The sequence below is a fragment of the Micromonospora sp. WMMC264 genome (genome assembly GCF_027497275.1).
GTDB lineage: Bacteria > Actinomycetota > Actinomycetes > Mycobacteriales > Micromonosporaceae > Micromonospora > Micromonospora chalcea.
Map to the genome: position 1 here is coordinate 1090194 of NZ_CP114907.1, position 22530 is coordinate 1112723.

General features: G+C 71.9%; 26 protein-coding genes and 1 pseudogene. 16 read left to right on the plus strand and 11 right to left on the minus strand.

Features of this window, described 5'->3' with window-relative positions; all coding sequences use genetic code 11:
• The first annotated feature begins 62 nt into the window (after positions 1-62).
• From O7542_RS05165 to O7542_RS05185, 5 genes are all read left to right on the plus strand, one after another.
• Complete coding sequence (locus tag O7542_RS05165; RefSeq protein WP_064445323.1) at positions 63-2543, plus strand: nitrate- and nitrite sensing domain-containing protein; 2481 nt, start codon at positions 63-65, stop codon at positions 2541-2543.
• Between the two features lie 65 nt (positions 2544-2608).
• Positions 2609-3034, plus strand: coding sequence for a roadblock/LC7 domain-containing protein (locus tag O7542_RS05170; RefSeq protein WP_030503283.1), 426 nt, complete (start codon positions 2609-2611; stop codon positions 3032-3034).
• The gene (locus tag O7542_RS05175) at positions 3031-3420 is read left to right on the plus strand and encodes a DUF742 domain-containing protein (protein ID WP_030503284.1); all 390 of its coding nucleotides are present in this window, start codon (positions 3031-3033) and stop codon (positions 3418-3420) included. Before O7542_RS05170 ends, O7542_RS05175 begins: the two co-directional genes overlap by 4 nt.
• Positions 3401-4009 (plus strand): ATP/GTP-binding protein, encoded by a 609-nt coding sequence (locus O7542_RS05180; protein ID WP_043329666.1) that lies wholly within the window; start codon positions 3401-3403, stop codon positions 4007-4009. The genes O7542_RS05175 and O7542_RS05180 overlap by 20 nt, the downstream gene beginning before the upstream one ends.
• An 11-nt stretch (positions 4010-4020) precedes the next feature.
• Complete coding sequence (locus O7542_RS05185; RefSeq protein WP_166456849.1) at positions 4021-4503, plus strand: GNAT family N-acetyltransferase; 483 nt, start codon at positions 4021-4023, stop codon at positions 4501-4503.
• Positions 4504-4512: 9 nt separating this feature from the next.
• Here the strand turns inward: O7542_RS05185 and O7542_RS05190 are convergent, their stop codons facing one another.
• Positions 4513-5361, minus strand: a complete 849-nt coding sequence (locus O7542_RS05190; RefSeq protein ID WP_281605770.1) for a LysR family transcriptional regulator — start codon at positions 5359-5361, stop codon at positions 4513-4515.
• A gap of 95 nt (positions 5362-5456) precedes the next feature.
• Between O7542_RS05190 and O7542_RS05195 the strand changes: the two genes are divergently transcribed.
• A complete protein-coding gene (locus O7542_RS05195; protein WP_064445325.1) occupies positions 5457-6188 on the plus strand; it encodes an SDR family oxidoreductase in 732 nt (243 codons plus the stop codon).
• 146 nt (positions 6189-6334) lie between these two features.
• Here the strand turns inward: O7542_RS05195 and O7542_RS05200 are convergent, their stop codons facing one another.
• On the minus strand, positions 6335-7111 hold the full coding sequence (locus O7542_RS05200; protein WP_281605771.1) for a hypothetical protein: 777 nt from the start codon (positions 7109-7111) through the stop codon (positions 6335-6337).
• A 79-nt stretch (positions 7112-7190) separates the two neighbouring features.
• Positions 7191-7661: a YfbM family protein gene (locus tag O7542_RS05205; RefSeq protein WP_205797677.1), complete on the minus strand. Its 471-nt coding sequence runs from the start codon at positions 7659-7661 to the stop codon at positions 7191-7193.
• 84 nt (positions 7662-7745) lie between these two features.
• Between O7542_RS05205 and O7542_RS05210 the strand changes: the two genes are divergently transcribed.
• Entirely contained in the window at positions 7746-8150 is a 405-nt protein-coding gene (locus O7542_RS05210; protein ID WP_281605772.1) for an SRPBCC family protein, read from the plus strand.
• A gap of 56 nt (positions 8151-8206) precedes the next feature.
• On the plus strand, positions 8207-8437 hold the full coding sequence (locus O7542_RS05215) for a hypothetical protein (RefSeq protein ID WP_043329678.1): 231 nt from the start codon (positions 8207-8209) through the stop codon (positions 8435-8437).
• Positions 8438-8546: 109 nt separating this feature from the next.
• Here the strand turns inward: O7542_RS05215 and O7542_RS05220 are convergent, their stop codons facing one another.
• A complete protein-coding gene (locus tag O7542_RS05220; RefSeq protein ID WP_281605773.1) occupies positions 8547-8753 on the minus strand; it encodes a hypothetical protein in 207 nt (68 codons plus the stop codon).
• A 73-nt stretch (positions 8754-8826) separates the two neighbouring features.
• On the minus strand, positions 8827-9795 hold the full coding sequence (locus O7542_RS05225; RefSeq protein WP_281605774.1) for a trypsin-like serine protease: 969 nt from the start codon (positions 9793-9795) through the stop codon (positions 8827-8829).
• A 237-nt stretch (positions 9796-10032) separates the two neighbouring features.
• Between O7542_RS05225 and O7542_RS05230 the strand changes: the two genes are divergently transcribed.
• On the plus strand, positions 10033-10548 hold the full coding sequence (locus O7542_RS05230) for a GNAT family N-acetyltransferase (protein WP_281605775.1): 516 nt from the start codon (positions 10033-10035) through the stop codon (positions 10546-10548).
• A gap of 5 nt (positions 10549-10553) precedes the next feature.
• On the opposite strand, the gene O7542_RS05235 is transcribed toward O7542_RS05230, so the two are convergent.
• On the minus strand, positions 10554-10739 hold the full coding sequence (locus O7542_RS05235; RefSeq protein WP_043329686.1) for a DUF397 domain-containing protein: 186 nt from the start codon (positions 10737-10739) through the stop codon (positions 10554-10556).
• A complete protein-coding gene (locus O7542_RS05240) occupies positions 10730-11497 on the minus strand; it encodes a DUF5753 domain-containing protein (RefSeq protein ID WP_043329688.1) in 768 nt (255 codons plus the stop codon). Before O7542_RS05240 ends, O7542_RS05235 begins: the two co-directional genes overlap by 10 nt.
• 127 nt (positions 11498-11624) lie before the next feature.
• On the opposite strand from O7542_RS05240, the gene O7542_RS05245 reads away from it, so the two are divergent.
• Complete coding sequence (locus O7542_RS05245; protein ID WP_281605776.1) at positions 11625-11900, plus strand: hypothetical protein; 276 nt, start codon at positions 11625-11627, stop codon at positions 11898-11900.
• A 65-nt stretch (positions 11901-11965) separates the two neighbouring features.
• On the opposite strand, the gene O7542_RS05250 is transcribed toward O7542_RS05245, so the two are convergent.
• Positions 11966-14821 (minus strand): aconitate hydratase, encoded by a 2856-nt coding sequence (locus O7542_RS05250; protein ID WP_043329693.1) that lies wholly within the window; start codon positions 14819-14821, stop codon positions 11966-11968.
• Positions 14822-14977: 156 nt separating this feature from the next.
• Between O7542_RS05250 and O7542_RS05255 the strand changes: the two genes are divergently transcribed.
• The 3 genes and pseudogenes from O7542_RS05255 (at position 14978) to O7542_RS05265 (ending at position 17554) form a co-directional block, all read left to right on the plus strand.
• Positions 14978-15334 carry a VOC family protein gene (locus O7542_RS05255; protein WP_281605777.1) on the plus strand — a complete coding sequence of 119 codons (357 nt, stop codon included), beginning with the start codon at positions 14978-14980 and terminating at the stop codon, positions 15332-15334.
• A gap of 24 nt (positions 15335-15358) precedes the next feature.
• Positions 15359-16012 (plus strand): DedA family protein, encoded by a 654-nt coding sequence (locus O7542_RS05260; RefSeq protein WP_281605778.1) that lies wholly within the window; start codon positions 15359-15361, stop codon positions 16010-16012.
• 317 nt (positions 16013-16329) lie between these two features.
• Positions 16330-17554, plus strand: a pseudogene (locus tag O7542_RS05265) (IS110 family transposase).
• A gap of 318 nt (positions 17555-17872) precedes the next feature.
• Here O7542_RS05265 and O7542_RS05270 read toward each other — a convergent pair.
• Both O7542_RS05270 and O7542_RS05275 read right to left on the minus strand, forming a co-directional pair.
• Positions 17873-18709: a hypothetical protein gene (locus O7542_RS05270; protein WP_281605779.1), complete on the minus strand. Its 837-nt coding sequence runs from the start codon at positions 18707-18709 to the stop codon at positions 17873-17875.
• Positions 18710-18761: 52 nt separating this feature from the next.
• A complete protein-coding gene (locus tag O7542_RS05275) occupies positions 18762-18953 on the minus strand; it encodes a hypothetical protein (protein ID WP_036343738.1) in 192 nt (63 codons plus the stop codon).
• Here O7542_RS05275 and O7542_RS05280 point away from each other — a divergent pair.
• Together O7542_RS05280 and O7542_RS05285 are read left to right on the plus strand one after the other, a co-directional pair.
• Positions 18952-19659: a hypothetical protein gene (locus O7542_RS05280; RefSeq protein WP_064445335.1), complete on the plus strand. Its 708-nt coding sequence runs from the start codon at positions 18952-18954 to the stop codon at positions 19657-19659. The two genes, O7542_RS05275 and O7542_RS05280, sit on opposite strands and share 2 nt — an antisense overlap.
• A 41-nt stretch (positions 19660-19700) precedes the next feature.
• Positions 19701-20090 carry a hypothetical protein gene (locus O7542_RS05285; protein ID WP_064445336.1) on the plus strand — a complete coding sequence of 130 codons (390 nt, stop codon included), beginning with the start codon at positions 19701-19703 and terminating at the stop codon, positions 20088-20090.
• A gap of 52 nt (positions 20091-20142) precedes the next feature.
• Here the strand turns inward: O7542_RS05285 and O7542_RS05290 are convergent, their stop codons facing one another.
• The gene (locus tag O7542_RS05290) at positions 20143-21654 is read right to left on the minus strand and encodes an APC family permease (protein WP_043329703.1); all 1512 of its coding nucleotides are present in this window, start codon (positions 21652-21654) and stop codon (positions 20143-20145) included.
• A gap of 200 nt (positions 21655-21854) precedes the next feature.
• Here O7542_RS05290 and O7542_RS05295 point away from each other — a divergent pair, with 200 nt between their 5' ends.
• The gene (locus O7542_RS05295; RefSeq protein WP_030503305.1) at positions 21855-22508 is read left to right on the plus strand and encodes a GPP34 family phosphoprotein; all 654 of its coding nucleotides are present in this window, start codon (positions 21855-21857) and stop codon (positions 22506-22508) included.
• Positions 22509-22530: the final 22 nt, after the last annotated feature.

Below are 22530 nucleotides of genomic sequence, written 5' to 3' on the forward strand. Positions count from 1 at the left end.
GCTAGCGTGCGCCGGAGTCGATCGGATTTCGGACCGACCGTAGACCGGGCCAGGACGGTGTGATGGGTTCCCGCAGTACGAATCTCCGTACGAAGATCATCGCGCTGCTGGCGTCGCTGACCGCGCTCTGGGCGTTCGCCGCGTGGGTGACCGTGCGGGACGGGTTCAACCTGCTCGGCGTGCAGACGCTCAACGCGCGCGTCTTCGAGCCGAGCGACCCGCTGCTGCAGGAGCTGCAGGCCGAGCGGCGGCTGTCGCTGCGCTATCTGGGCGAGTCCGATCCGGGCCGGCTGCGGGAGCTGGACGCCCAGCGCGCCCGTACCGACGAGACCGCCACCGCGCTGTGGCGCTCGGTGCAGGACTGGCGTACCGAGATCCCGGCCAGCGAGGAGCTGATGCAGCGGCTCGGCGAGCTGAAGACCGAGCTGGACCAGATCGGCCAGGTACGCGCCGACGTCAGCCGCAAGACCATCGACCGCACCGCCACGCTCACCGCGTACGACGAGGCGGTCGACGCGATCTTCGCCGTCTTCGACGCGCTCGGCGGCCTCGACGACGACGAGATCGCCAAGGACACCGCCGCGCTCATCGACCTCAACCGGTCCCGGGAGCTGCTGTCCCAACAGGACGCGCTGATCACCGGTGCGATCGCGGCCAACCGGATCACCGTGGCCGAGCAGACCGCGTTCGCCCGCCTGGTCGGCGCGCAGTGGTTCCTCGCCGACCGCACCGCCCGGGAGCTCGCCCCGACCGACCGCGCACGCTTCGAGCGGATGGTCGAGGGCGACGCGTTCCAGCAGTTGCAGACCCTTCAGGACCGGGTCCTCGCGGCCAAGGGCGCCGACGTGCGCCCGCCGGTGACCGCAGCGGCGTGGCAGGCCGCCGCCGAGCAGGCGATGGCCGACCTGCGCGGGGTGATCCTGGCCGGCGGCGAGGACATCGTGTCCCGGGCGATGCCGGTAGCGATCGGCGTCATCGTGCGGCTGGTGCTCGCCGCCGGTCTCGGCCTGCTCGCCGTCATCGCCTCCGTGGTCGTCTCGATCACCACGGCCCGGTCGCTGGTGCGGCAGCTCGAACGGCTGCGCGAGGCGGCCTTCAACCTGGCGCACGAGCGGCTGCCGAGCGTGGTGGAGCGGCTGGGCCGCGGCGACGAGGTGGACGTCGCCCGCGAGGCGCCGCCGTTGCAGTTCGGCGACGACGAGATCGGCCAGGTGGGCAAGGCGTTCAACGTCGTGCAGGAGACCGCCGTCCGCACCGCCGTCGAGCAGGCCGAGCTGCGCCGCAGCGTACGCGACGTCTTCCTCAGCCTGGCCCGGCGCACCCAGGCGCTCGTGCACCGGCAGCTCACGCTGCTGGACGCGATGGAACGCCGGGAACACGACGCCGAGGAGCTGGAGGACCTGTTCCGGGTCGACCACCTGGCCACCCGGATGCGGCGCAACGCGGAGAACCTGATCGTGCTCTCCGGCTCCACGCCCGGCCGGGCCTGGCGGCGCAACGTGCCGATGGTCGACGTGGTCCGCGGCGCGGTAGCCGAGGTCGAGGACTACACCCGGGTCACGGTGCGCCCGCTCGGCGAGGTGTCGCTGACCGGTCGCGCCGTCGGTGACGTCATCCACCTGCTGGCCGAGCTGATCGAGAACGGGCTCTCCTTCTCGCCGCCGCAGACCACTGTCGAGGTTCGCGGTCAGCTCGTGGCGAACGGCTTCGCCATCGAGATCGAGGACCGGGGCCTCGGCATGAGCCCCGACGAGCTGGCCGCCGCCAACGCGCGCATCGTCGACCGGTCCGAGCTGAACCTGGCCGACGCCGCCCGGCTGGGCCTGTTCGTGGTCAGCCGGCTCACCGAGCGGCACGGCGTCAAGGTGCAGCTCAAGGAATCCGCGTACGGCGGGACCACCGCCGTGGTGCTGATCCCGCGTGAACTGATCACCGCTGACGGCGCCGACGCGGCCGAGGCCCTTCCCGCACCCGGGACGGCCCTGCCCGTGGCGCCCGCGCCGGACCCGGTGCGGAGCACTCCGGCCGGCGACGGGCCGGCGATCCCGTCCGGCCCGGACGGCGCCGCCGAACCGGACCAGCCGGCCGAGCCCGCCCCGCAGGTGCCGGAGCCGGTGACGCGGGCGCCCCGGCTGACCCCGTCCGGGCTGCCGGCGCGTACCCGCAAGCGGCAGCCCGCGGTGGCCGGGCCCACCACGGAGCTGGCGGTGGTGGAGCGGCGGCCCGCCGCCACGACCGACGCGGCGGAGGCGTCGCCGGCGACGGAGCCGGAGACCGAGGCGGAGACGACGCCGGTCACCGACGCGGGACTGCCGGTCCGGGTACGCCAGGCCAGCCTCGCGCCGGAACTGCGGCACGACCAGACCGAGGCGGACGACGACGCCGCCGACGATGACACGGCGCGTGCACCGGAGCAGGTGCGCCGGATGATGAGCTCCTACCAGAGCGGCACCCGACGCGGCCGTACCGATGCCGCGCGCCTGCTCGGCGGGGCTCAGGGGGCCGGCGGTGCGCCGGCCGACGCGGACGAGCAGGTTACCTGACCGGGACGTCGACGCGACGGAAACCGGAAGCTGACGGCACACAGCCGGAAAGAAGAGGACGACGAGTGGCGCAGAAGACGGCTTCGAGCGCGGATCTGACGTGGCTGCTGGATGACCTGGTCGGCCGGGTCAAGCAGGCGGAGCACGCCGTGGCGCTCTCCACCGACGGACTGCTGATGGCCTCGTCCCGCGGATTGAGCCGGGACGACGGCGAGCACCTGGCCGCCATGGCGGCGGGCATCCAGAGCCTGGCCCGTGGCGCGGGCAAGCGGTTCGGCGGCGGGCAGGTGCAGCAGACCATCATCGAGATGCAGTCCTCCTTCCTGTTCGTCACAGCGGCTGGGCGTAACGCCTGCCTGGCGGTGCTGGCCTCGGAGGACGCGGACGTCGGCCTGATCGCGTACGAGATGGCCATGCTCGTCACCCGGGTCGGCCGGTTCGTCGCGTCACCGACCCGGGAACAGCCCCTCGGCGAGAACGCGGCACGATGACCGGCCGGGGGGAGTCCGCGGAGCAGGAGTGGGTGGACGACCACGCCGGCCCGGTGGTGCGCCCGTACGCGGTCACCGGCGGCCGGGCCCGCCCGGTGACCGGCACGTTCGACCTGATCTCGCTGGTCACCGCGACCCGCACGGATGTCGGGTCGGAGTCCGGGCTGGGCCCGGAGCACGTGGCGATAGTCGGCCTCTGCCAGCGGATTCTCTCCGTGGCCGAGATCGCCGCCCATCTCGACCTGCCGGTGGGCACGGTCCGGGTCCTCCTCGGAGACCTGGCCGCCCGCAGTCTGGTGCAGGTACGCGAGCCGCGCGCGACCACCGCCGGCCTTCCCGACGAGCACGTTTTCGAGGCGGTTATCAATGGACTACGGGCGCTCTGAGCGGCCGGCGGGCGCCGGGCCGCTGCCCACCGCGATCAAGATCCTGATCGCGGGCGGGTTCGGCGTCGGCAAGACCACCATGGTGGGCGCGGTCAGCGAGACCAAGCCGCTGCGCACCGAGGAGGTGCTGACCGAAACCGGGATCGGCATCGACGACCTGTCCGGCGTGGAGGAGAAGTCGACCACCACCGTGGCGATGGACTTCGGCCGGATCACCATCAGCGACGACCTGGTGCTCTACCTGTTCGGCACGCCCGGGCAGGACCGGTTCTGGTTCGTCTGGGACGAGCTGGCGCTCGGCGCGCTCGGGGCGGTGGTGCTCGCCGACACGCGCCGCCTGGCGGACTGCTTCCCGTCGATCGACTACTTCGAGGGGCGCGGCACGCCGTTCGTGGTGGCGGTGAACTGCTTCGAGGGGGCCAAGAAGTTCCGGCTCGACGAGGTGCAGGCGGCGCTCGACCTGGACCCGGGCGTACCTGTGGTGCTGTGCGACGCGCGCAAGCGTGAGTCGGCCAAGGAGGTGCTGATCACGCTGCTGGAACACGCCATGAAGCTGCGCGAGGCGCGCCGCCGCGCCGCCGGCGACTGAGGCTGCGTCGCATGACCGAGCTGAGTGTCCGGGCGATGTCACCGGAGGAGTTCGACAGCTGGCAGGACGAGCTGGCCGCCGGGTACGCGCGCGAGCACGTCACGGCCGGCAACTGGGCGCCCGAGGAGGCGCTCGACCGGGCCCGGGAGGCCACCGCCGGCTTCCTGCCGCAGGGCATGGCCACGCCCGGCATGCTGTTCCTGGTCGGCGAGCTTGCCGACGGCTCACCGGTCGGCTGGCTGTGGATCGGCCTGACCCACCCGCGCGGTCTCGCCGACTGCGCGTTCCTCTACGACATCGAGGTGGCCGCCGGGCACCGGGGCCGGGGGCTCGGGCGGGCGCTGCTCGCGGCGGGGGAGCGGGTGGCCCGGGAGCACGGCGCCCAGGCGCTGGAGCTGAACGTCTTCGGCACCAACGAGACGGCGCGCAAGCTGTACGAGACGTCGGGATACCGGGTGGTCACCCAGCAGATGCGCAAGGACCTGCCCGCCTAGGCACGGGCGTCAGAGGCGGGTGGCGGTCCGGATCAGGCCGGCCAGCGCCCGGGACCGGCTGTGCGGTGGCCACGCGATGACTGTGGTCACCGCCGGCGCGTCCGGCACCGGCACGGTGGCCAGGTCGGCGAGCAGCAGCGACCGGGCCGACTCCGGCAGCACCACCACGGTCCGGCCGAGCGCGATGAGCTGGAACAACTGGGCGTGGTCCCGGACCTCGGGGCCGGGCCCGTCCGGATACGACCCGTCGGCCCGGGGCCAGCGCGGCATGGGCAGGCCCGGCAGCGCCTCCACCTCGGCCAGCAGCAGGTGCGGTCGCCGGGCCAGCGGATGCCCGGCCGGCAGGATCGCCACCTGCGGCTCGGTGATCAGCTCTTCGGTGTCCAGCCCGGTCGTCGAGTCGTACGGCAGGTGCAGCAGCGCCACGTCGGCCCGCCCGTCGCGCAGCAGCCGTTCCTGCTCGCCGATGCCGCACAGCAGAACCTCGACCGGGACCGCGTCCGGCTCGGCGGCGTACGCGCCGAGCAGTTTCGGCAGCAGCTCGCTCGACGCCCCGGTCTTGGTCGCCAGCACCAGCCCGGGGCCACCGGTAGCGGCCTGCCCGGCGCGTCGGGTGCGGCGGTCGGCGGCGGCCACGGCGTCGAGTGCGGCCCGGCCCTCCCGCAGCAGCACCGACCCGGCCGCGGTGAGCGCGACGCCGCGGCTGTCCCGCTCCAGCAGAGTCACGCCGAGACGGCGTTCGAGCTGCCGGATCGCTCGCGACAGCGGCGGCTGGGCGATGCCCAGGCGCCGCGCGGCGCGGCCGAAGTGCAGCTCCTCGGCGACCGCCACGAAGTAGCGAAGCTCCCGCGTCTCCATCTCGCCACCGTACCGCCGCATCGATACCTTCCGGGTATCGCGCGCCACCGAAGCGGTGTTGGAGGCCCGCGCGGCCCGCGGACAGGATCGAGAGCATGAGCGAACGGACGATCGCGCTGGTGACCGGCGCGAACAAGGGAATCGGGTACGAGATCGCGGCCGGCCTGGGCGCGCTCGGCTGGCGGGTGGGCGTCGGCGCCCGGGACGAGCGGCGGCTCGCCGAGGCGGTGGCGAAGCTGCGCGCGGGCGGCGTGGACGCGTTCGGCGTACCGCTGGACGTCACCGACGACGCGAGCGTGACCGCCGCCGCCCGGCTGCTGGAGACGGAGGCCGGCGGTCTGGACGTGCTCGTCAACAACGCGGGCGTGACAGGTGGCGTGCCGCAGCACCCGGGCGACGTCGACCTCGCGACCATCCGGACCGCCGTCGAGGTCAACGTGATCGGGGTGGTCCGGGTGACCGAGGCGATGCTGCCGCTGCTGCGCCGCTCGGCGTCGCCCCGGATCGTCAACATGTCCAGCGGTGTCGGCTCGCTGACCCGGCAGAGCGCCTCCACCGGAGAGGACCAGACCGGGCCGCTGTCGGTGGCTTACTCACCGTCGAAGAGCATGCTCAACGCGGTGACCATCCAGTACGCGCGGGCGCTGGCGGACACCGGCATCCTGATCAACGCCGCCTGCCCGGGCTTCACCGCCACCGACCTCAACAGCTTCCGCGGTGTGCGGACCCCGCAGCAGGGCGCGGCGATCGCGATCCGGCTCGCTACGCTGCCCGACGACGGGCCGACCGGCGGCTACTTCGAGGACGCGGGCACAATCCCGTGGTGACTCCGGTCAGCTTCTATACGTGACTGAGCGTGACGCTCACGGCGGGGTATACCGCTCTCAGGTGACGTCACCTTCCCCGGACGACACGCCCGGACATGCGGTGGTCCATCAGAGCGCGGTGCGGACCGGCTGTCGAGGGTGGCCCGTCAGAACCACATCACCGGGTTGCCGGTGGCCACCGACGCCGCGCACAGCCGGCGCAGCGGCTCCACGATGTAGGCGAAGTCGTTGCCCGACCGGCTCCGGGTCCGCACCGCGAGCCGTTCGGGCGGCGGCTCGCCGTGCTCGCCCACCGGCCGCATCGCCAGCACCGTCCGCGTCCCGCCGGCGGTGAGCTCCACCCGGTCGCCGGGCAGCAGCCGCTGGCCGAACCGGACGGCCCGGAACAGCGTCACCGGCGGGTCGGCGGTGTCGACGACGAAGAAGCCGTCCGGATCTACCCCGGCCCGGAAGTCCGGGCCGAGCATGAACACCCCGTGGTAGCTCTCGACGTACTGCATCAGCACCCGGCCGGTCGCCTCGTCGATCAGTTCGACCCCGTCGGTGATCCGATCGGTGCGCGCGAACGCGTCCAGCTCGGCGAGCGCCACCGCCGCCCGGTCGGCCGGCAGCGAGCCGCCGTTGAGGTTCGGCAGCGCGGTGGCGAGCGTCGGGAAGCGCTCCGGGCCGGCGGCGCGTAGCGCCTGCTGGAACAGGCGTACGCCGGCCCAGTTGGAAACGTGCTCGCTCGCCTGCTCCATGGCCTTGTGCGGGCACGGCTCCGCCAGCCAGGCGTCGAACGTGCGGTGCGCGGCCTCGTTGCCCTCCCACTGCCGCAACAGCGCGAGACAGCCGTCCTCGTCGATGCCGACCGGTTCGACCGGGCACGGCGTGGTGAGGCCGTCCTGCCAGCACCGGCAGTACACGAACGCGTCGAGTCCCACGCCGGCACGCTACCGGCGCCCGATCGTCGGCGCGTACCCGTTTCCGCCGGCCCGCTTCCGTAGGCACGCTTCCGGCGGGTCACGTGATGGCGAGCAGCATGCCGTCCCCCTGTTCGGCCGCGGCGCGGTAGAAGTCACGCAGCGCGGTGAAGTTCGGCAGCAGGTAGGCGTCGAACTCGTCGGCGCCGTCGTCCCAGATGTGCGGGTAGATCTCGGCCTCCGACAAGGCTGCCGGGTCGAAGCGGGCCCGCAGCGTCGCCTCGTCGATCGCGTCGAGCCCGCCGGCCACAGCGCGGACGGCGTCGGGCATCAGCAGCCGGGCCGGGCCCATCCCCAGGTCCGGCCCGATCGGGTCACCACCCAGGACGGCCGGCCCGGCGTCGCCCCGGATCTCGTACGTGTCGCCGGTCAGTAGGTAGTGCAGCCCGTGCCACGCCTTGTCGAGGTCGAGCTCGTCCGGGCCACCCTGGAACAGGGTGTCGACCTTCTCCGGGTCGGCGAGGACCGCCGCCAGCTCCTCGGCGGACAGCCGACGTGCGTTGAAGATCATGCCCACGGGGTGCCTCTCGGGGGTGCCGGTCGGAATCGGCGGCAGCGTAGCGTGCGCTTGCGACAGGCATGGCACCATCGGCTCATGGCCACTGACACCCGCCACCTCGCCGTCCACATCGACCGTCCGGTCGCGGAGGTCTACGCCTTCGCCGCCGCCCCGGCGAACCTGCCCCGCTGGGCGCCGGGCCTCGGCGGTTCGGTGAACCTCATCGACGGCCAGTGGTTCGTGGACACACCCGAAGGGCGGGCGCGGCTCACGTTCGCCCCGGCCAACGAGTACGGCGTGCTCGACCACGAGGTGCGGACGCCGTCGGGCGAGACGGTGTACGTGCCGTTGCGCGCCATCGCCGACGGCAACGCCACCGAGGTGGTGTTCAGCCTGCGCCGGATGCCCGGCATGAGCGACACGGACTTCGACCGGGACACCGCGCTGGTCGAGGCGGATCTGGCCCGGCTCAAGGCCGTGCTGGAGAGCGCCGCCGGCTGAGAGGCGCGCGTGGTCAGTCGGCAGTCCGGCCCCGACAGTGGCAAGGAGGGCGCGTCATGCCCCTGCTGCGGATCCACCTCGACAGCGACCCGACCACCGCCCGCCGCGTCCTGCAGACGCATCGCGAGGGCGGCGTGCATCACGAGTCGCGGGAAGCGGCCCGGGAGCAGGTGTGGCGCCAGGGCCGCACCCCGGCCGGTGACCCGGTCTTCGTCGGCATCACCAACGGACGCCGCAACGTGCAACTGCTCTACGACGTCGAGGTCTACTCCGATACCGTCCCGTGAACGCACGCGGCACTCACGCCCCTGAAATGGGAATTGCGCGCCGGGCTCGGCCGGTGATCGTGAGCGGGACGAAATTCGACGCACCTGGGCGCCGAATGCAATTCTTGATTCAGTCGCCGATCGCGTCCCGCATTCGTTCCCTCGTCCAGTATTCGGACGGGTCGGTGGCACCCGGGCTCGGATTGTGGGTAGCGACCACCGGGCCGGGCGGCGCCGGCCGCGCCGCGCCGCCGTCGCGCGCCGCGACGACCACGACGGCCACAGCCGAGGCGAGCGCCGCGACGGCGGCCGCGCCGAGCAGTACACGATGTGACATGTCGCCTCCTCCGGACCGGTCGACCGGTGCCGGTCCGCCTGGTGCGCCGGCGGCACACCAGGCGGACCGTCGTTCACCAGGTGTCGTTCGCGTACGTGTTGTAGAGCGTCCCCACCACCGCGGCGGAGAAGTACGGCGAGCCGTTCGTGTTCGTGCCGCTCGAGTAGCTCATCACCCCGTGCACGTCACCGCGCCTGGTGGTGTTGTCGTAGCTGTAGTACCACGGGCCGCCGCTCGAACCGCCCCCGAAGCCGCAGTTCATCTCGATCCGGTTGCTGCCCGCGTCCCGCGACGTGCCCGAGCAGACCCACTGGATCTCGCCGCTGTCCTTGTTGCTCGGGTAGCCGAAGACGTCGTAGTGGTACGCGCGCCCACCGCCGGTGAGCAGGCCGTTCGCGCCGACCGCGTCCACGATCGACCGGCTGCCGTAGACGAGCGCGACCGCCACGTCGTACTGCCGCTCGCGGGTGCTGATCCAGCCGCTGGGCACCGCGAGCGTGGACCAGTCCCAGGTGCCGTACGGCTGCGCGCCGTTGCGGTAGGACGGCACGAACATCCAGTTCGCGGTGTGCCAGTCCCGGCCCGGCCCGTCGTGCACGCAGTGCGCGGCGGTGAAGACCATGTTGCGCGCCGGGCTGTTCACCACGCTCGCCGAGCAGTAATGGCCCAGGCCGTCGGTCGAGCTGGTGTAGAAGATCTTCCCCACCGTGATCGACTCGTTGAGCTGGGCGCCGAAGCCGCTGCCGTCCTTCGGCGCCACCGCCTCCGCGAAGCGCCGTACCCGCTCCGCCGTGGGGCTCTGGGTGACCGGGCCGGCGGCCTTCTCCACCTCGTCGGCGGGAGTGGCCGCCGCCATCCGCTCGGCCGTCCAGTATGCCCTGGCCTGCCCGGCCGACGACCCCACCTTGCGTTCGATCGAGGTCACCGCGGCCGGAGCGGCGGTGCCGGAGGTGGTGCCGGTGGTGGCCAGCGCCGGAGTGCCGGCGAGGATCGTCGGCAGGATCAGGGCCGGCAGGGCCAGAAGTCTGATCGTCGTCTTCATGAAATCCTTCCCAGTTTTCGATTCCGGATCGAAACTGGAGCGCCCCGTTGTTCATCGCGATGTCGGCAACGTATCGACGGGATTCGGAGCGTGTCAATGAATCATGGAAGTCGATTGTTTGCGGTGTCGGATGTGCGATCGGGGAGGGTGGGGACATCATCGAATTGCAATTCCGGGTCCGTGAGCGGCGCTCGACCTCGGTTGCCTCGAAGCCGTGACGAAGCGACCGGGGCCACGATGACTGCTGATCCGCCGCCTGCCGCCGAACGACTGATCTTTGCCGAGATGACCGTCGACGACCTCGACGACATGGCCGCCATGCTCGGCGACCCGCTCGTGATGCGCTACTACCCGCGGCCGAAGACCCGGGCGGAGGCACTGGACTGGATCCGCTGGAGCGAGGGCCTCTACCGCAGCCACGGCTTCGGACTGTGGGTGCTCAGGTCACGGGCGACAGGCGAGTTCGTCGGCGACTGCGGTCTCACTCCGCAGCCGGTGGACGGGGTGATGGAGGTCGAAGTCGGTTACCACCTGCTGACCGCAACGCAGGGTCACGGGTACGCCACGGAGGCGGCGGCCGTGTGTCGCGACCACGCGCGCGACCGGCTGGGCGTCGACCGCCTCGTCGCGATCATCCACCCGGACAACACGCCCTCGCAGCGGGTCGCGGAGCGGATCGGGCTGAGCTTCGAGCGTGCGACGACGTCCGGATCGGGGGATCCGGTGCACGTCTACGCCGCGCAGCTGGCCTGACCGGCTCAGCGGCGGGTCGACGTCAGGAACCGGGTCCACGCGGCCGGGGTGAAGGTGAGCACCGGCCCGGCCGGGTCCTTCGAGTCGCGGACGCCGACCACACCGGGCAGGTTGCCGGCGACCTCGACGCAGTTGCCACCGTTGCCGCCGCTGCGGGTGCTCTTGCGCCACCGGGCGCCGCTCAGGTCCATGCCGCCGCCACTTCCCTCAGCAGTTCCAGGGTCCGCGCGCGGGGCAGCGCTTCGCCCCGGATGCGTTCCCACCGACGCTCCAGGGTAGCAATCTCCGAGGGCTGCTCGATGATCTGCGCGCGGGCCTGGCTGTCCACATGCGCCACCCGGTTGCCGTCGCGCAGCTCCGCGATGACGAACGGCCCGTCCAGCCCGGGATAGGTCGGCGTGTCGGCCGGCACCACGTGGAGCTGCACGTTCGGCAGCTCGGCGCAGGCGAGCAGGTGGGTCACCTGCGCGGCCATCAGCGCCCGGTCGCCGGCGGCGGCGCGGCGCAGCACCTGCTCGTCGAGCACCACGACGTACAGCGGCCCGCGCGGCCGGGTGAGGATGCCCTGCCGGTCCAGCCGGGCGGTGACCAGGTCGGTGATCTCGTCGGCGGTCAGCGGCTGGCCGATGAACGTGGCCCGGGCGTACGCCTCGGTCTGCAACAGACCCGGCACCCACGCCAGCTCGAACGTGCGTAGCGCGACCGCCTCGCGTTCGATGTCCACCCACGGGCGGAACCAGACGGGCTCGCGGCGGCGGACCGCGTCCGGCCAGAGCGCCTCGATCGGCTGGCCCAGCAGGTTCGCCACAGTCGCGCGGTGCCGGCTCTGCGGGATGTGCCCGGGGTTCGCCCACCGGGCCACCGTCTTCGGGTGCAGGCCGAGCCGCTCCGCCAGGCTCTCGGCGGTGTGGCCGGCGCCGGCCAGCGCGGTGACGAAGGCATGGTTCATGCCCGTTCCTCCCCGGAGCAAAAGAACCGTCCGGAGGAGATTACACAACGCTGTGTGATTGTTCGGGCACCCTCGGCACGGTGGAGGCATGACCTAACCGACACCCACATCGGCGTACCCCCGGGTGGTGCTGCCGCTCACCGGCCACCGCGCGTGCGGTCCGGCCTGGCGCTGCGACCGCTGCGGCGAGCCCTGGCCGTGCCCGACCCTGCGGGCCGCGCCCACCGACGCGGCCCGCCGCGCCACGATGATCCCCGAGTTCTCCCGGCTCACCCGGCAGGCGATCCGCGACCTGCGCGGCCACCCCGACGGCCCGGACCCGATCGCGATCGTGCGGCGCTTCCTGTGGTTCCTGCCGCTCACCGACGCCGAGGCACGCGCCGTCGCGCTCCGCCTCCGCTGAGATGTAAGGAAGGGCCCCTTCTTAACAGACGTCTGTTAAGAAGGGGCCCTTCCTTACATCCAAGGTCAGCTGGCGATCATGCGGCGCAGCACGTACTGCAGGATGCCGCCGTGCCGGTAGTAGTCCGCCTCACCCGGGGTGTCGATGCGGACCACGGCGTCGAACTCCACGCCGGTGTCGGTGGTGACCTTCACCGTGCGCGGGGTGTCGCCGTCGTTCAGCGCGGTCACGCCGCTGATCGAGAACGTCTCCGTGCCGGTCAGGCCCAGCGACTCGGCGGTCTCGCCGCCCGGGAACTGCAGCGGCAGCACGCCCATGCCGATCAGGTTCGAGCGGTGGATCCGCTCGTACGACTCGGCGATGACCGCCTTCACGCCCAGCAGCATGGTGCCCTTCGCCGCCCAGTCCCGCGACGAGCCGGAGCCGTACTCCTTGCCGGCCAGGATGACCAGCGGGACGCCCGCCTCCTGGTACGCCATCGAGGCGTCGTAGATCGAGGTCTGCTCACCGGTCAGGTGGTTGACGGTGAAGCCGCCCTCGACACCCGGGACGAGCTGGTTACGCAGCCGGATGTTGGCGAACGTGCCCCGGATCATCACCTCGTGGTTGCCCCGGCGGGAGCCGTACGAGTTGAACTCGTGCCGGGCCACGCCGTGCTCGGCCAGGTACTTGCCGGCGGGGGAGTCCGCCTTGATCGAGCCGGCCGGGGAGATGTGGTCGGTGGTCACCGAGTCGCCCAGCTTCGCCAGCACGCGCGCGTCGGCGATGTCCTGCACCGGGGCCGGCTCCTGCTGCATGCCCTCGAAGTACGGGGGCTTGCGCACGTACGTCGACTCGCCGTCCCAGGAGAACGTGTCGCCGGTCGGGGTCGGCAGCGACTGCCAGCGCTCGTCACCGGCGAACACGTCGGCGTACGCGGCGCTGAAGCCGGTCGCGCCGATCGCGGAGGCGATGACGTCCTGGATCTCGGCGCTGTTCGGCCAGATCTCCCGCAGGTACACCGGGTTGCCCTGGGCGTCCTCGCCGATCGGCTCGTTGGCCAGGTCGATGTCCATGGTGCCGGCGAGCGCGTACGCGACCACCAGCGGCGGGGACGCCAGGTAGTTCATCTTGACGTCCGGGTTGATCCGGCCCTCGAAGTTGCGGTTGCCGGACAGCACCGACACGACGGCGAGGTCGCCCTCGTTGACGGCGGCGGAGACCTCCTCCGGCAGCGGGCCGGAGTTGCCGATGCAGGTGGTGCAGCCGTAGCCGACCAGGTTGAAGCCGAGCTTCTCCAGGTACGGGGTGAGGCCGGCGCGGTCGTAGTAGTCCATGACGACCTTCGAGCCCGGCGCGAGGGTGGTCTTCACCCACGGCTTGCGGGCCAGGCCCTTCTCCACCGCGTTGCGGGCCAGCAGCGCGGCGCCGATCATGACCTGCGGGTTCGAGGTGTTGGTGCAGGAGGTGATCGCGGCGATCACCACGGCGCCGTGGTCCAGCTCGTACTCGACGCCGTCGGCGCCGGTCACGCGTACCGGATTGCTGGCCCGGCCGCCCGCGCCCACGGCGGCGGTCTCCAGGTCGCGCGGCGCGTCCGCCGGGTCGTTCACGCCGTTGGCGGGGGAGTCGCTGGCCGGGAAGGACTCGGCGGACGCCTCGTCGGCCGGGCCGTCGGCGCCGAACGGCTTCTCCTGCTGCGGCACGCCCGGCTTGCGGCCCGGGTCGCCACCGGTCTCGTCGGCGGCCACGTAGTCGCTGAGCGCGGAGCGGAACAGCGTCTTGGCGCTGCCCAGCGGCACCCGGTCCTGCGGGCGCTTCGGGCCGGCCAGCGACGGCTCGATGGTGCTCAGGTCCAGCTCGAGGCGCTCGGAGTACTCCGGCTCGCGCTCCGGGTCGTGCCAGAGGCCCTGCTCCTTGGCGTACGCCTCGACCAGCGCCACCTGCTGTGCGTCGCGGCCGGTCAGCTCCAGGTAGCGGACGGTCTCGGCGTCGATCGGGAAGATCGCCACGGTGGAGCCGTACTCCGGCGACATGTTGCCGATGGTGGCGCGGTTGGCCAGCGGCACGGCGCTGACGCCGGGGCCGTAGAACTCGACGAACTTGCCGACCACGCCGTGCTTGCGCAGCATCTCGGTGATGGTCAGCACCAGGTCGGTGGCGGTGGTGCCGGCCGGCATCTCGCCGGAGAGCTTGAAGCCGACGACGCGGGGGATCAGCATGCTGACCGGCTGGCCGAGCATCGCGGCCTCGGCCTCGATGCCGCCGACGCCCCAGCCCAGCACGCCCAGGCCGTTGACCATGGTGGTGTGCGAGTCGGTGCCGACGACCGTGTCCGGGTACGCCTGGCCGTTGCGCTCCATGATCGTACGGGCCAGGTACTCGATGTTGACCTGGTGCACGATGCCGGTGCCGGGCGGGACGACCTTGAACTCGTTGAACGCGGTCTGACCCCAGCGCAGGAACTGGTAGCGCTCCTTGTTGCGCTCGTACTCCAGCTCGACGTTGCGCTCGAAGGCGTCCTCGCGGCCGAACAGGTCGGCGATGACCGAGTGGTCGATGACCAGCTCGGCCGGAGCGAGGGGGTTGACCTTCGTGGCGTCGCCGCCGAGGTCGCGTACCGCCTCGCGCATGGTGGCCAGGTCGACCACGCAGGGCACGCCGGTGAAGTCCTGCATCAGCACCCGCGCCGGGGTGAACTGGATCTCCACGCTCGGGTCGGCGGTGGCGTCCCACGCGCCGAGCTGCTGGATGTGGTCGGCGGTGATGTTCGCGCCGTCCTCGGTCCGCAGCAGGTTCTCCAGCAGGATCTTCAAGCTGTAGGGCAGTCGCTCGTGGCCCTCCACCTTGTCGATCTTGAAAATCTCGTAGCTCGCGTCTCCGACGCGTAGCTGGGTCTTCGCACCGAAGGTGTCGAGGCTCGCCACGTCGTACTCCTTCACACCAGCGACCGTGAGTAGTCCTGAGCAGTTTGTCGCACCGACCGGAGCGCCGCCGTGCTTAGGCAACACTTACCTGCGTCGGTCTCTACAAAACCGTACGTCCGTCTTGCTATTCACGCAACCTCGTGCCACGCTGCGGGACGAGGAGGTGCCACCATGATCCATCACGTCCTGCTCGCCTGCCCCCGCGGCTCCGAGGATCTGTCCCGCTCCTTCTACACCGGCCTGCTCGGCCTCACCGAGAAGCCCAAACCCCCGGCCCTCGCCGCCCGCGGTGGTTGCTGGTTCACCGGGTACGACGCCGAGCTGCACCTGGGCGTCGAGGACGACTTCCGTCCCGCCCGCAAGGCTCACCCGGCCCTGATGCGGCCCGACCTGGACGAGCTGGCCGCCCGCCTGGTCGCCGCCGGCCACGCCGTGACCTGGGGCGACGAGGAGATTCCCGGCATGCGGCGGTTCCACACGCACGACCCGCACGGCAACCGGCTGGAGTTCTTGGCCCCCGCCGGATGACCGGGCGCGGGTAGGGTCGGCGGGGTGGTCGACGTACAGCACTGGCTCGCCGCCCTCCCACCGGGCCTGATCTGCCTGCTCGTGGGCGTGGTGATCGGCGTCGAGAGCATGGGCATCCCGCTGCCCGGCGAGATCGTGCTGGTCAGCGCCGCCCTGCTCGCCGCCACCGGCGCCGTCGGGCCCGAGTGGGTGGCCGCCGCCGCAGCCACCGGCGCGATCCTCGGCGACTCCGTCGGGTACGCCGTCGGCCGCCGCGGTGGCCGTCCCCTCTTGGAGCGGCTCGGCCGGCGCTTCCCGAAACACCTCGGCCCCGCGCACCTGGCCCGCGCCGAGTTGAGCTTCGCCCGGCACGGTGTCTGGGCGGTGTTCTTCGGGCGGTTCGTCGCGCTGCTGCGCATCCTCGCCGGGCCGCTCGCCGGAGCGCTGCGCGTGCCGTACCGCCGGTTCCTGGTGGCGAACGCCGCGGGCGGGCTGGTCTGGGCGTTCGGCACCACCTACCTGTTGTTCTATCTGGGGCAGGCCGCCGAGCACTGGCTCAAGGACATCTCCTGGGCCGGGCTGGTGCTGGCGGTGCTGGCCGGCGTGGTGAGCACCGCGTGGCTGCGCCGCCGAGCCAAGCGCCTGCAGCCCCTGGGCAGCCCCGACACCCCCGACCCGGTCCCCGCAGCCGACCGCTGACCCACCCCGCCCGCACTCCGGTCCCCGCCCTGGGCCATGGCCCCTGCTCCGGTCCCCGGCCCTGCTCCCGCCTCCGCCTCGCCTAGCTGCCTCCCGCCTCCCCGTTACCTTTTTGATCGTCCCCAGCCGGGGACCCTCGGTTGCCCGGCCCGGTATGACTTCCTGCCCCTGTCGTTTCGATGATCCGGGGGGTGTTGTCGCCGGGTCGGGTGGCGTTGGCGGACCGCTGATAGGGACACGGCCACCCGTGTTGGGGTAGGTCTCTTCGTAACGTGGCTGCCGGCAGTCCGACGCTCAGACCAGCGGCCGAGGCCACGATGAGATACGTGGAGGCAGGTGCGGTGCACGACGGATACGGCGTCTACCTCGGCTTGGACGTCGGCAAAGAGGGTCACCACGCGGTCGGGTTAGCTCCTGGCGGAAAGCGGCTGCATGACGCGGCGCTGCCGAACACCGAGGCCCGCCTGCGGCAGCTGTTCGACAAGCTGGCCCGCCACGGCACGGTCTTGGTGGTGGTCGACCAGCCGGCCTCGATCGGCGCCTTGCCGGTAGCGGTGGCTCGGGCGTGTGGTCATCAGGTTGCTTACCTGCCCGGCCTGGCGATGCGGCGCATCGCTGATCTGCATCCGGGTGCGGCGAAGACCGACGCCCGCGATGCCTACGTCATCGCTGATGCCGCCCGCACCCTGCCCCACACGTTGCGACGGGTCGACGTCGGCGACGAGGCCCTGGCCGAGCTGGAAGTCCTGGTCGGCTTCGATGACGACCTCGCTGGCGAAGCCACCCGCGTGTCCAACCGGATCCGTGGCTTGCTGACGCAGATCCATCCCGCTCTGGAACGAGTCCTCGGCCCCAAGGTCCACCACAAGGCGGTCCTTGAACTGCTGTCCCGCTGCGGTGGCCCCGTCGGACTGCGCAAGGCCGGCCGCCGCAAGCTGCTCTCGATCGTCGCCGTCCACGCACCACGCATGGGCGAACGACTGGTCGAGCAGATCATGACCGCCCTCGACGAGCAGACCGTCACCGTCCCCGGCACCCAGGCGGCGGAGACGATCCTGCCCCGCCTCGCCGACAGCCTCCGCGATGTCCTGCGCCAGCGCGGCCAAGTCGCCGGCGAGGTCGAGAGGATCCTCGATGCTCACCCTCTCGCCCCGGTCCTGACCTCGATGCCAGGCATCGGCGTCAGGACCGCCGCCCGGATCCTGCTCGAAGTCGGTGACGGCACCGCGTTCCCCACCCCCCGGCCACCTCGCCGCCTACGCCGGCCTGGCCCCCATCACCCGACGATCCGGCAGCAGCATCCGCGGCGAGCATCCGCCCCGAGGCGGGAACAAGAACCTCAAACGCGCCTTCTTCCTCGCCGCCTTCGCCGCCCTAGCCGACCCCGTGAGCAGGGCCTACTACGACCGCAAACGCGCCGAAGGCAAACGCCACAACGCCGCCCTCATCTGCCTCGCCCGCCGCCGCTGCGACGTCCTATACGCCATGCTCCGCGACAAGATCCCCTACCAACCACGCCCCACCAGCCCCGTCCCCGCTTGACCAAACCCATAGGGACACCCCCCCGGCGCCGCCGCCGAGGTGATCAAGGAGTTTGTGTACGGATTCGGCCCGCCAGAGGACCAAAACTCCTTGATCGTCCGGCGTGGGCGCTGGCTGGTGGGCTGTAGGCCGGGAAAGCGAGAACGGGCGGGGCGAGCGGGGGCGGGTGCTCAAGCGCGGGTGCGGGGTTCCGGTGCGCCGCCCGCCCCGTTGATCATGAGGTTGGCGGCAGTTTGTGTCTGTTTTGTCCCGGCCAACCTCATGATCAACGAGGCGGGGTGAGGGCGTGGGGAGATCTGGTGGTGCGATGGCCGGTGGTCAGGGGGCGGTCAGCAGGTCGAGCAGGGTGTCGCGGGCGGTGCGTACGGCGGCTCGGGACTCCTCGGTGTGATCCAGCGCGTCGAATCCGTGCTGACCGTTCGGCACGTCCACCACGTGCAGCGGGATGCCGCGCCGCCGGGCGACCACCGTGAACGCCTCGATGGTGGGTGCGACCTCGGGCCGTTCCCGGCCCGCCCTGGTCAGCACCAGCGTCGGCCGAGCCGGCTCGCCCGGCCGCGCGGCGTCGATGCCCGTGCCGCCGGAGTCCACGCTGCCCGGCGTCGTGGTGTCGTCCGGCCGCGCCGGGGTGGCGGTGGCGTCGCCGGTGGGGGCGGGCAGGTCGAGCGCGTCGATCGGGCGGAAGCGCGGATCCACCGGGGGCCACCCGGGCAGCGGGGCCAGCAGCGGATAGGTCGCGGCCAGGCCGCGCAGCCAGCGGGGCGGGTCGCGGAGCCAGTCGCCGAGCAGCAGGCCGGCGCCGGAGAAGAACCAGAGGCCGAGCCGGTCGGCGTCGACGCGAGAATCGGCGCGGAGCAGTTCGGCGGCGGCGGCGACCCGCGCGGCGACGGCGTACAGGTCGTCGGGGCCGGCCACGGTGAGCTGGGGAGTCGCGGCCAGCACGCCCCGCTCGGCGAGCAGCGCGCCGTAACCGCGGTAGAGCGGCCAGTCGCGCGCGTCCGGCGCGTCGGGCGGGCCCGGCACGCCGTGCACGATCACGACTGCGGGGTGCCGGCCGTCGCCGCTGGGGACGTGCAGGTCGACGTCGCCGTGCCGCTCCACCGCGGCGGGCCGGGGGTCGAGGACGAACGGGCTTTCCCAGAAACTGGTTCCCATCACGCCGATGCTAGGAGAACCCGCCCGGCCGCGCCGCCCCGTGACTGTCCGTTCAGGAGGACGACGACGCCTTCGCGTGCCGCTCGCGCAGCCGGTCCCGGATCTCCTCCGGGGTGTACGCGCGGCGTCGCCGTTCCGCGCGCGCCACGACCACTCCGGTCGCCGCGACGCCGGCGAGACCCGCGAGTCCGAGTACCTTCCACCACCGCATCCGTTGCCGCATCCGCTTAGGGTAGTCCTCCATGAGCATCAGCCTGGACGAGGCCGTGGAGCTGACCCGCACCGGCGATCTGTGGGTGTTCCGCGGGCGCAGCGTGCCGGACCGCGCCATTCAGCTCACCACCAACAGCCCGGTCAACCATGTGGGCATGGCGGTGGTGCTCGACGACATGCCGCCGCTGATGTGGCACGCCGAGCTGGGCCGTTCGCTGCCGGACATGTGGACCGGCACGCACCAGCGTGGCGTGCAGCTGCACGACCTGCGCGACGCGGTCTGCGTCTGGGCCAACCGGTACGGCCAACGGGGCTGGCTGCGTCAGCTCGAACCGCCGGCCGACCCGGCGATGGAGGAGGCGGTGCTGCGTACCGTGGCCCGTCTCGACGGCACGCCGTTCCCGTCCACCGCGCAACTCGCCTGGCGGTGGGCCCGGGGCCGGGTGCCGCACCCGCGCCGCCTGAGCCTCGACGGCATCAAGGGCCGGATCGGCGGCCGGGGCCGGACCAGGAGCGGAGACGAAAGCACGGACGGCGGGCAGAGCAGCGACAACGCGTTGGAGACGGCGTACTGCGCCGAGGTGGTGGCGGTGACGTACGAGGCGATGGGTCTGCTGCCCGCCGGGCGGCGGCCCAACTGGTACGACCCGGGACGGTTCTGGAGCGGCGACGACCTGGCCCTCAGCGGCGGCGCGCGCCTCGGAGCCGAGATCGAGGTGCGGATCCCGCCGCGCTGAGGAAGGTTTGCCGCCGCGCCGGGCCGGTAATGAGGAGCGTCGTGACGGCTTCCACCGACCTCGACACGCTCACCGACTTCTTCGACCGGTACGGCGTGGCGCTGACCACCGCCGACGTGCCGGCCATCGCCGGCTGCTACGCCCTGCCCGGGCTGGTGGTCGCCGACACCTACAGCTTCTCGTTCACCTCGCCGGCGGCGGTGGCGCTCAGCTTCGTCGGCGCCGCCCCCGACTACCAGGAGCGGGAACTGGTGGCCGCGAACGCGCAGATCGAGGACGTGCAACAGGTCTCGGCGCTGCTCACCGAGGTGGCGGTGCGCTGGGAGTTCCTGGACAGCCAGGGCGGCGCGGTGCCCGGCGAGCGTTACCGCTACCTGCTGCGTACCACCGAGGACGGTCCGGTCATCTGCACTGTCATCCGTACCGCCTGATCGTGGTGGTGCGGCGGCCGGCCACGCGGGCCGGCCGCCGCACCGACGGACGTCAGCGGTGGTGGGCGCCGGCCCAGCGGTCGGCCTCGGGGGCCGGGTGCAGGCCGGGCTCGTGCAGGCCCTCCTCGGTGACCTGGCCGATCCGGCGGTACGTCTCGGGCCGGCTGGTGCGCAGCACCGCGCCCCAGATCAGGCCGAGCACGCCCGCCGCCACCGGAATCGCCGGCAGCAGCCACTTCAGGTAGCTCGCGGTGTCGGGCGCGAGCAGCGCGTCGAAGTTGAACAGCAGCACCAGCAGCACGGCGGTGAGCAGGATCGTGCCGAGCCCCGGGGCGATCGCCCGCTGCCACGCGCTCTCCGGGCCGGGACGGCCCCGGAAGAAGCCCACGACGGAGGCCGAGGTGAGCGTCATCAGCAGCACGACGCCGACCGCCGCCGCGCCGGACAGCCAGGTGAACAGGTCGATGACCGGGTCACGGCCGGTCATCGCGAACGCCAGGAACACCACCACGGCGAGGATGCTCTGCACCAGCGAGCCCGCCACCGGGGCGCCGCTGCGGCTGGAGGTCGCGCCGAGGAAGCCCGGCAGGACCCGCTCGCGGCCCAGCGCGAACAGGTACCGCGCCACGCCGTTGTGGAACGACAGCAGGGCGGCGAGCACGCTGGTGATGAACAGGACGTTGGCGATGTCCGCGACGACCGCGCCGGTGTACTGGTCGAGCGCGCCGAAGATGACGCCGGGCCCCGCCTCGGCGCTGGCCGCCGGCGCGTTCTCCGGGCCGGTCAGCACGGTCAGCGCCCACGCGGAGAAGGCGTAGAACAGGCCGGTGAACGCGACGGCGATGTAGGTGGCCCGGGCCACCGTGCGCCGCGGGTCCTTGACCTCCTCGCTGTAGATGGCGCCGCTCTCGAAGCCGGTGAAGGAGGCGATGGTGAACGCGAGCACCGCGCCGAAGCCGGCGCCGAACAGGTGGCCGGGGCTGATGCCGGCGGTGGTGACGGCGCCGCCGGCCGGGTTCGCGAAGGCGACCAGGTCGAAGATCAGCACGGCGATGCACTCGAGGATGAGCAGCACCGCCAGCACGGTGGCGTTCAGGTCGATGCGCAGGACGCCGAGCGCGCCGATGAAGACCCAGGCCAGCAGCGCCCAGACCCACCAGTCGAGGCTGATGCCGGTCTTGGCGTCCATGAAGTCGCCGAGGATCGCGCCGAGCAGGCCGTAGAGACCGATCTGAATCGCGTTGTACGCGGCCAGCGCGACGGCCGAGCCGGCCACCCCGCCGGCTCGACCGAGGCCGTTGGCGATGTACGCGTAGAACGCGCCCGCGTTGGCGACGTACCGGCTCATCGCGGCGTAGCCGGTGGCGAAAACGGCGAGCACTGCCGCGAGCAGCACGTATCCGAGCGCGGCGCCGATGTTGCCGCTGACCGCGTACATGGTGGTGACGCCACCGCCGAGAACGGTCAGCGGGGCCGACGCGGCGACGGTGAAGAAGACGAGGTGAGCGGTGCCGAGACGACCGCGGCGCAGCCCACCGTCAGAGAAAAACGGATCGGAGGACAAGGCTTCTCCAGGGGAGGGAAGTGAGGGGGTTCAGCTGTCTACTTCGGAACAACCTGAAGCAGGGTATTGGTGATCACTGATCGTCACAACCCCGTCTCGATATCGATTTGGGGGGCTCCTGATCGACCGGAATTGAGCTGTGCGTGGTCATGCCGTACCGTCCCGTGTCGACGTTCACGGCCACCGTTCGAGGATGGACCATGACCTACCCCGGGGCGCAGGCCACCTACCGGCTTGCGGATGCGCTGTTCCTTATCGGACACGACGAGTTCACCGGCAAGCCGCATGTCGCCGTCGACCGGCTGGAGTGTGGGCTGGCCGGCGCCGCGCTCGCCGAATTGATGTTCGAGGGCCGGATCGCCCTCGACGGCGGCGGAATCGCCGCTGTCGATCCGCGACTGTGGCAGGAGCCGCTCACCGATCTGCTCATTACCGAGATTCTGCGTCGGGAGGGCGCGCACCCGGCCCGGCTGTGGATCCGTTATCTGCGGACCCAGCTCAACATCAACGAGCGTGTCGGCACCCGGCTGGTCACCGCCGGCGTGCTCCGCCGGGAGCAGGGCAAGCTGATCGGCCGGACGGTGCGCTGGCCGGCCAACGACCCGAACCAGGCGGCCTCGCCGCGGGTACGGCTGACCGCCATGCTGATGCACTCGTCCCCGGCCGAACTGGACCCGGGCACGCTGCTGCTGGCCAGCCTCGCCGAGGCGGTCGGGCTGGCCGCGAACATCTTCGACCCGCAGGTCGGCGTCCGGATGCGGGACTGCCGGCGGTTCCTGCCGGGGCAGCTCGACGGACTGCTCGCCGCCGTCGTGGGCGCGCTCGACGTCAGCACCACGACGGTACGGCGATGACGTCCCGCCCCGGGTGAGGCCG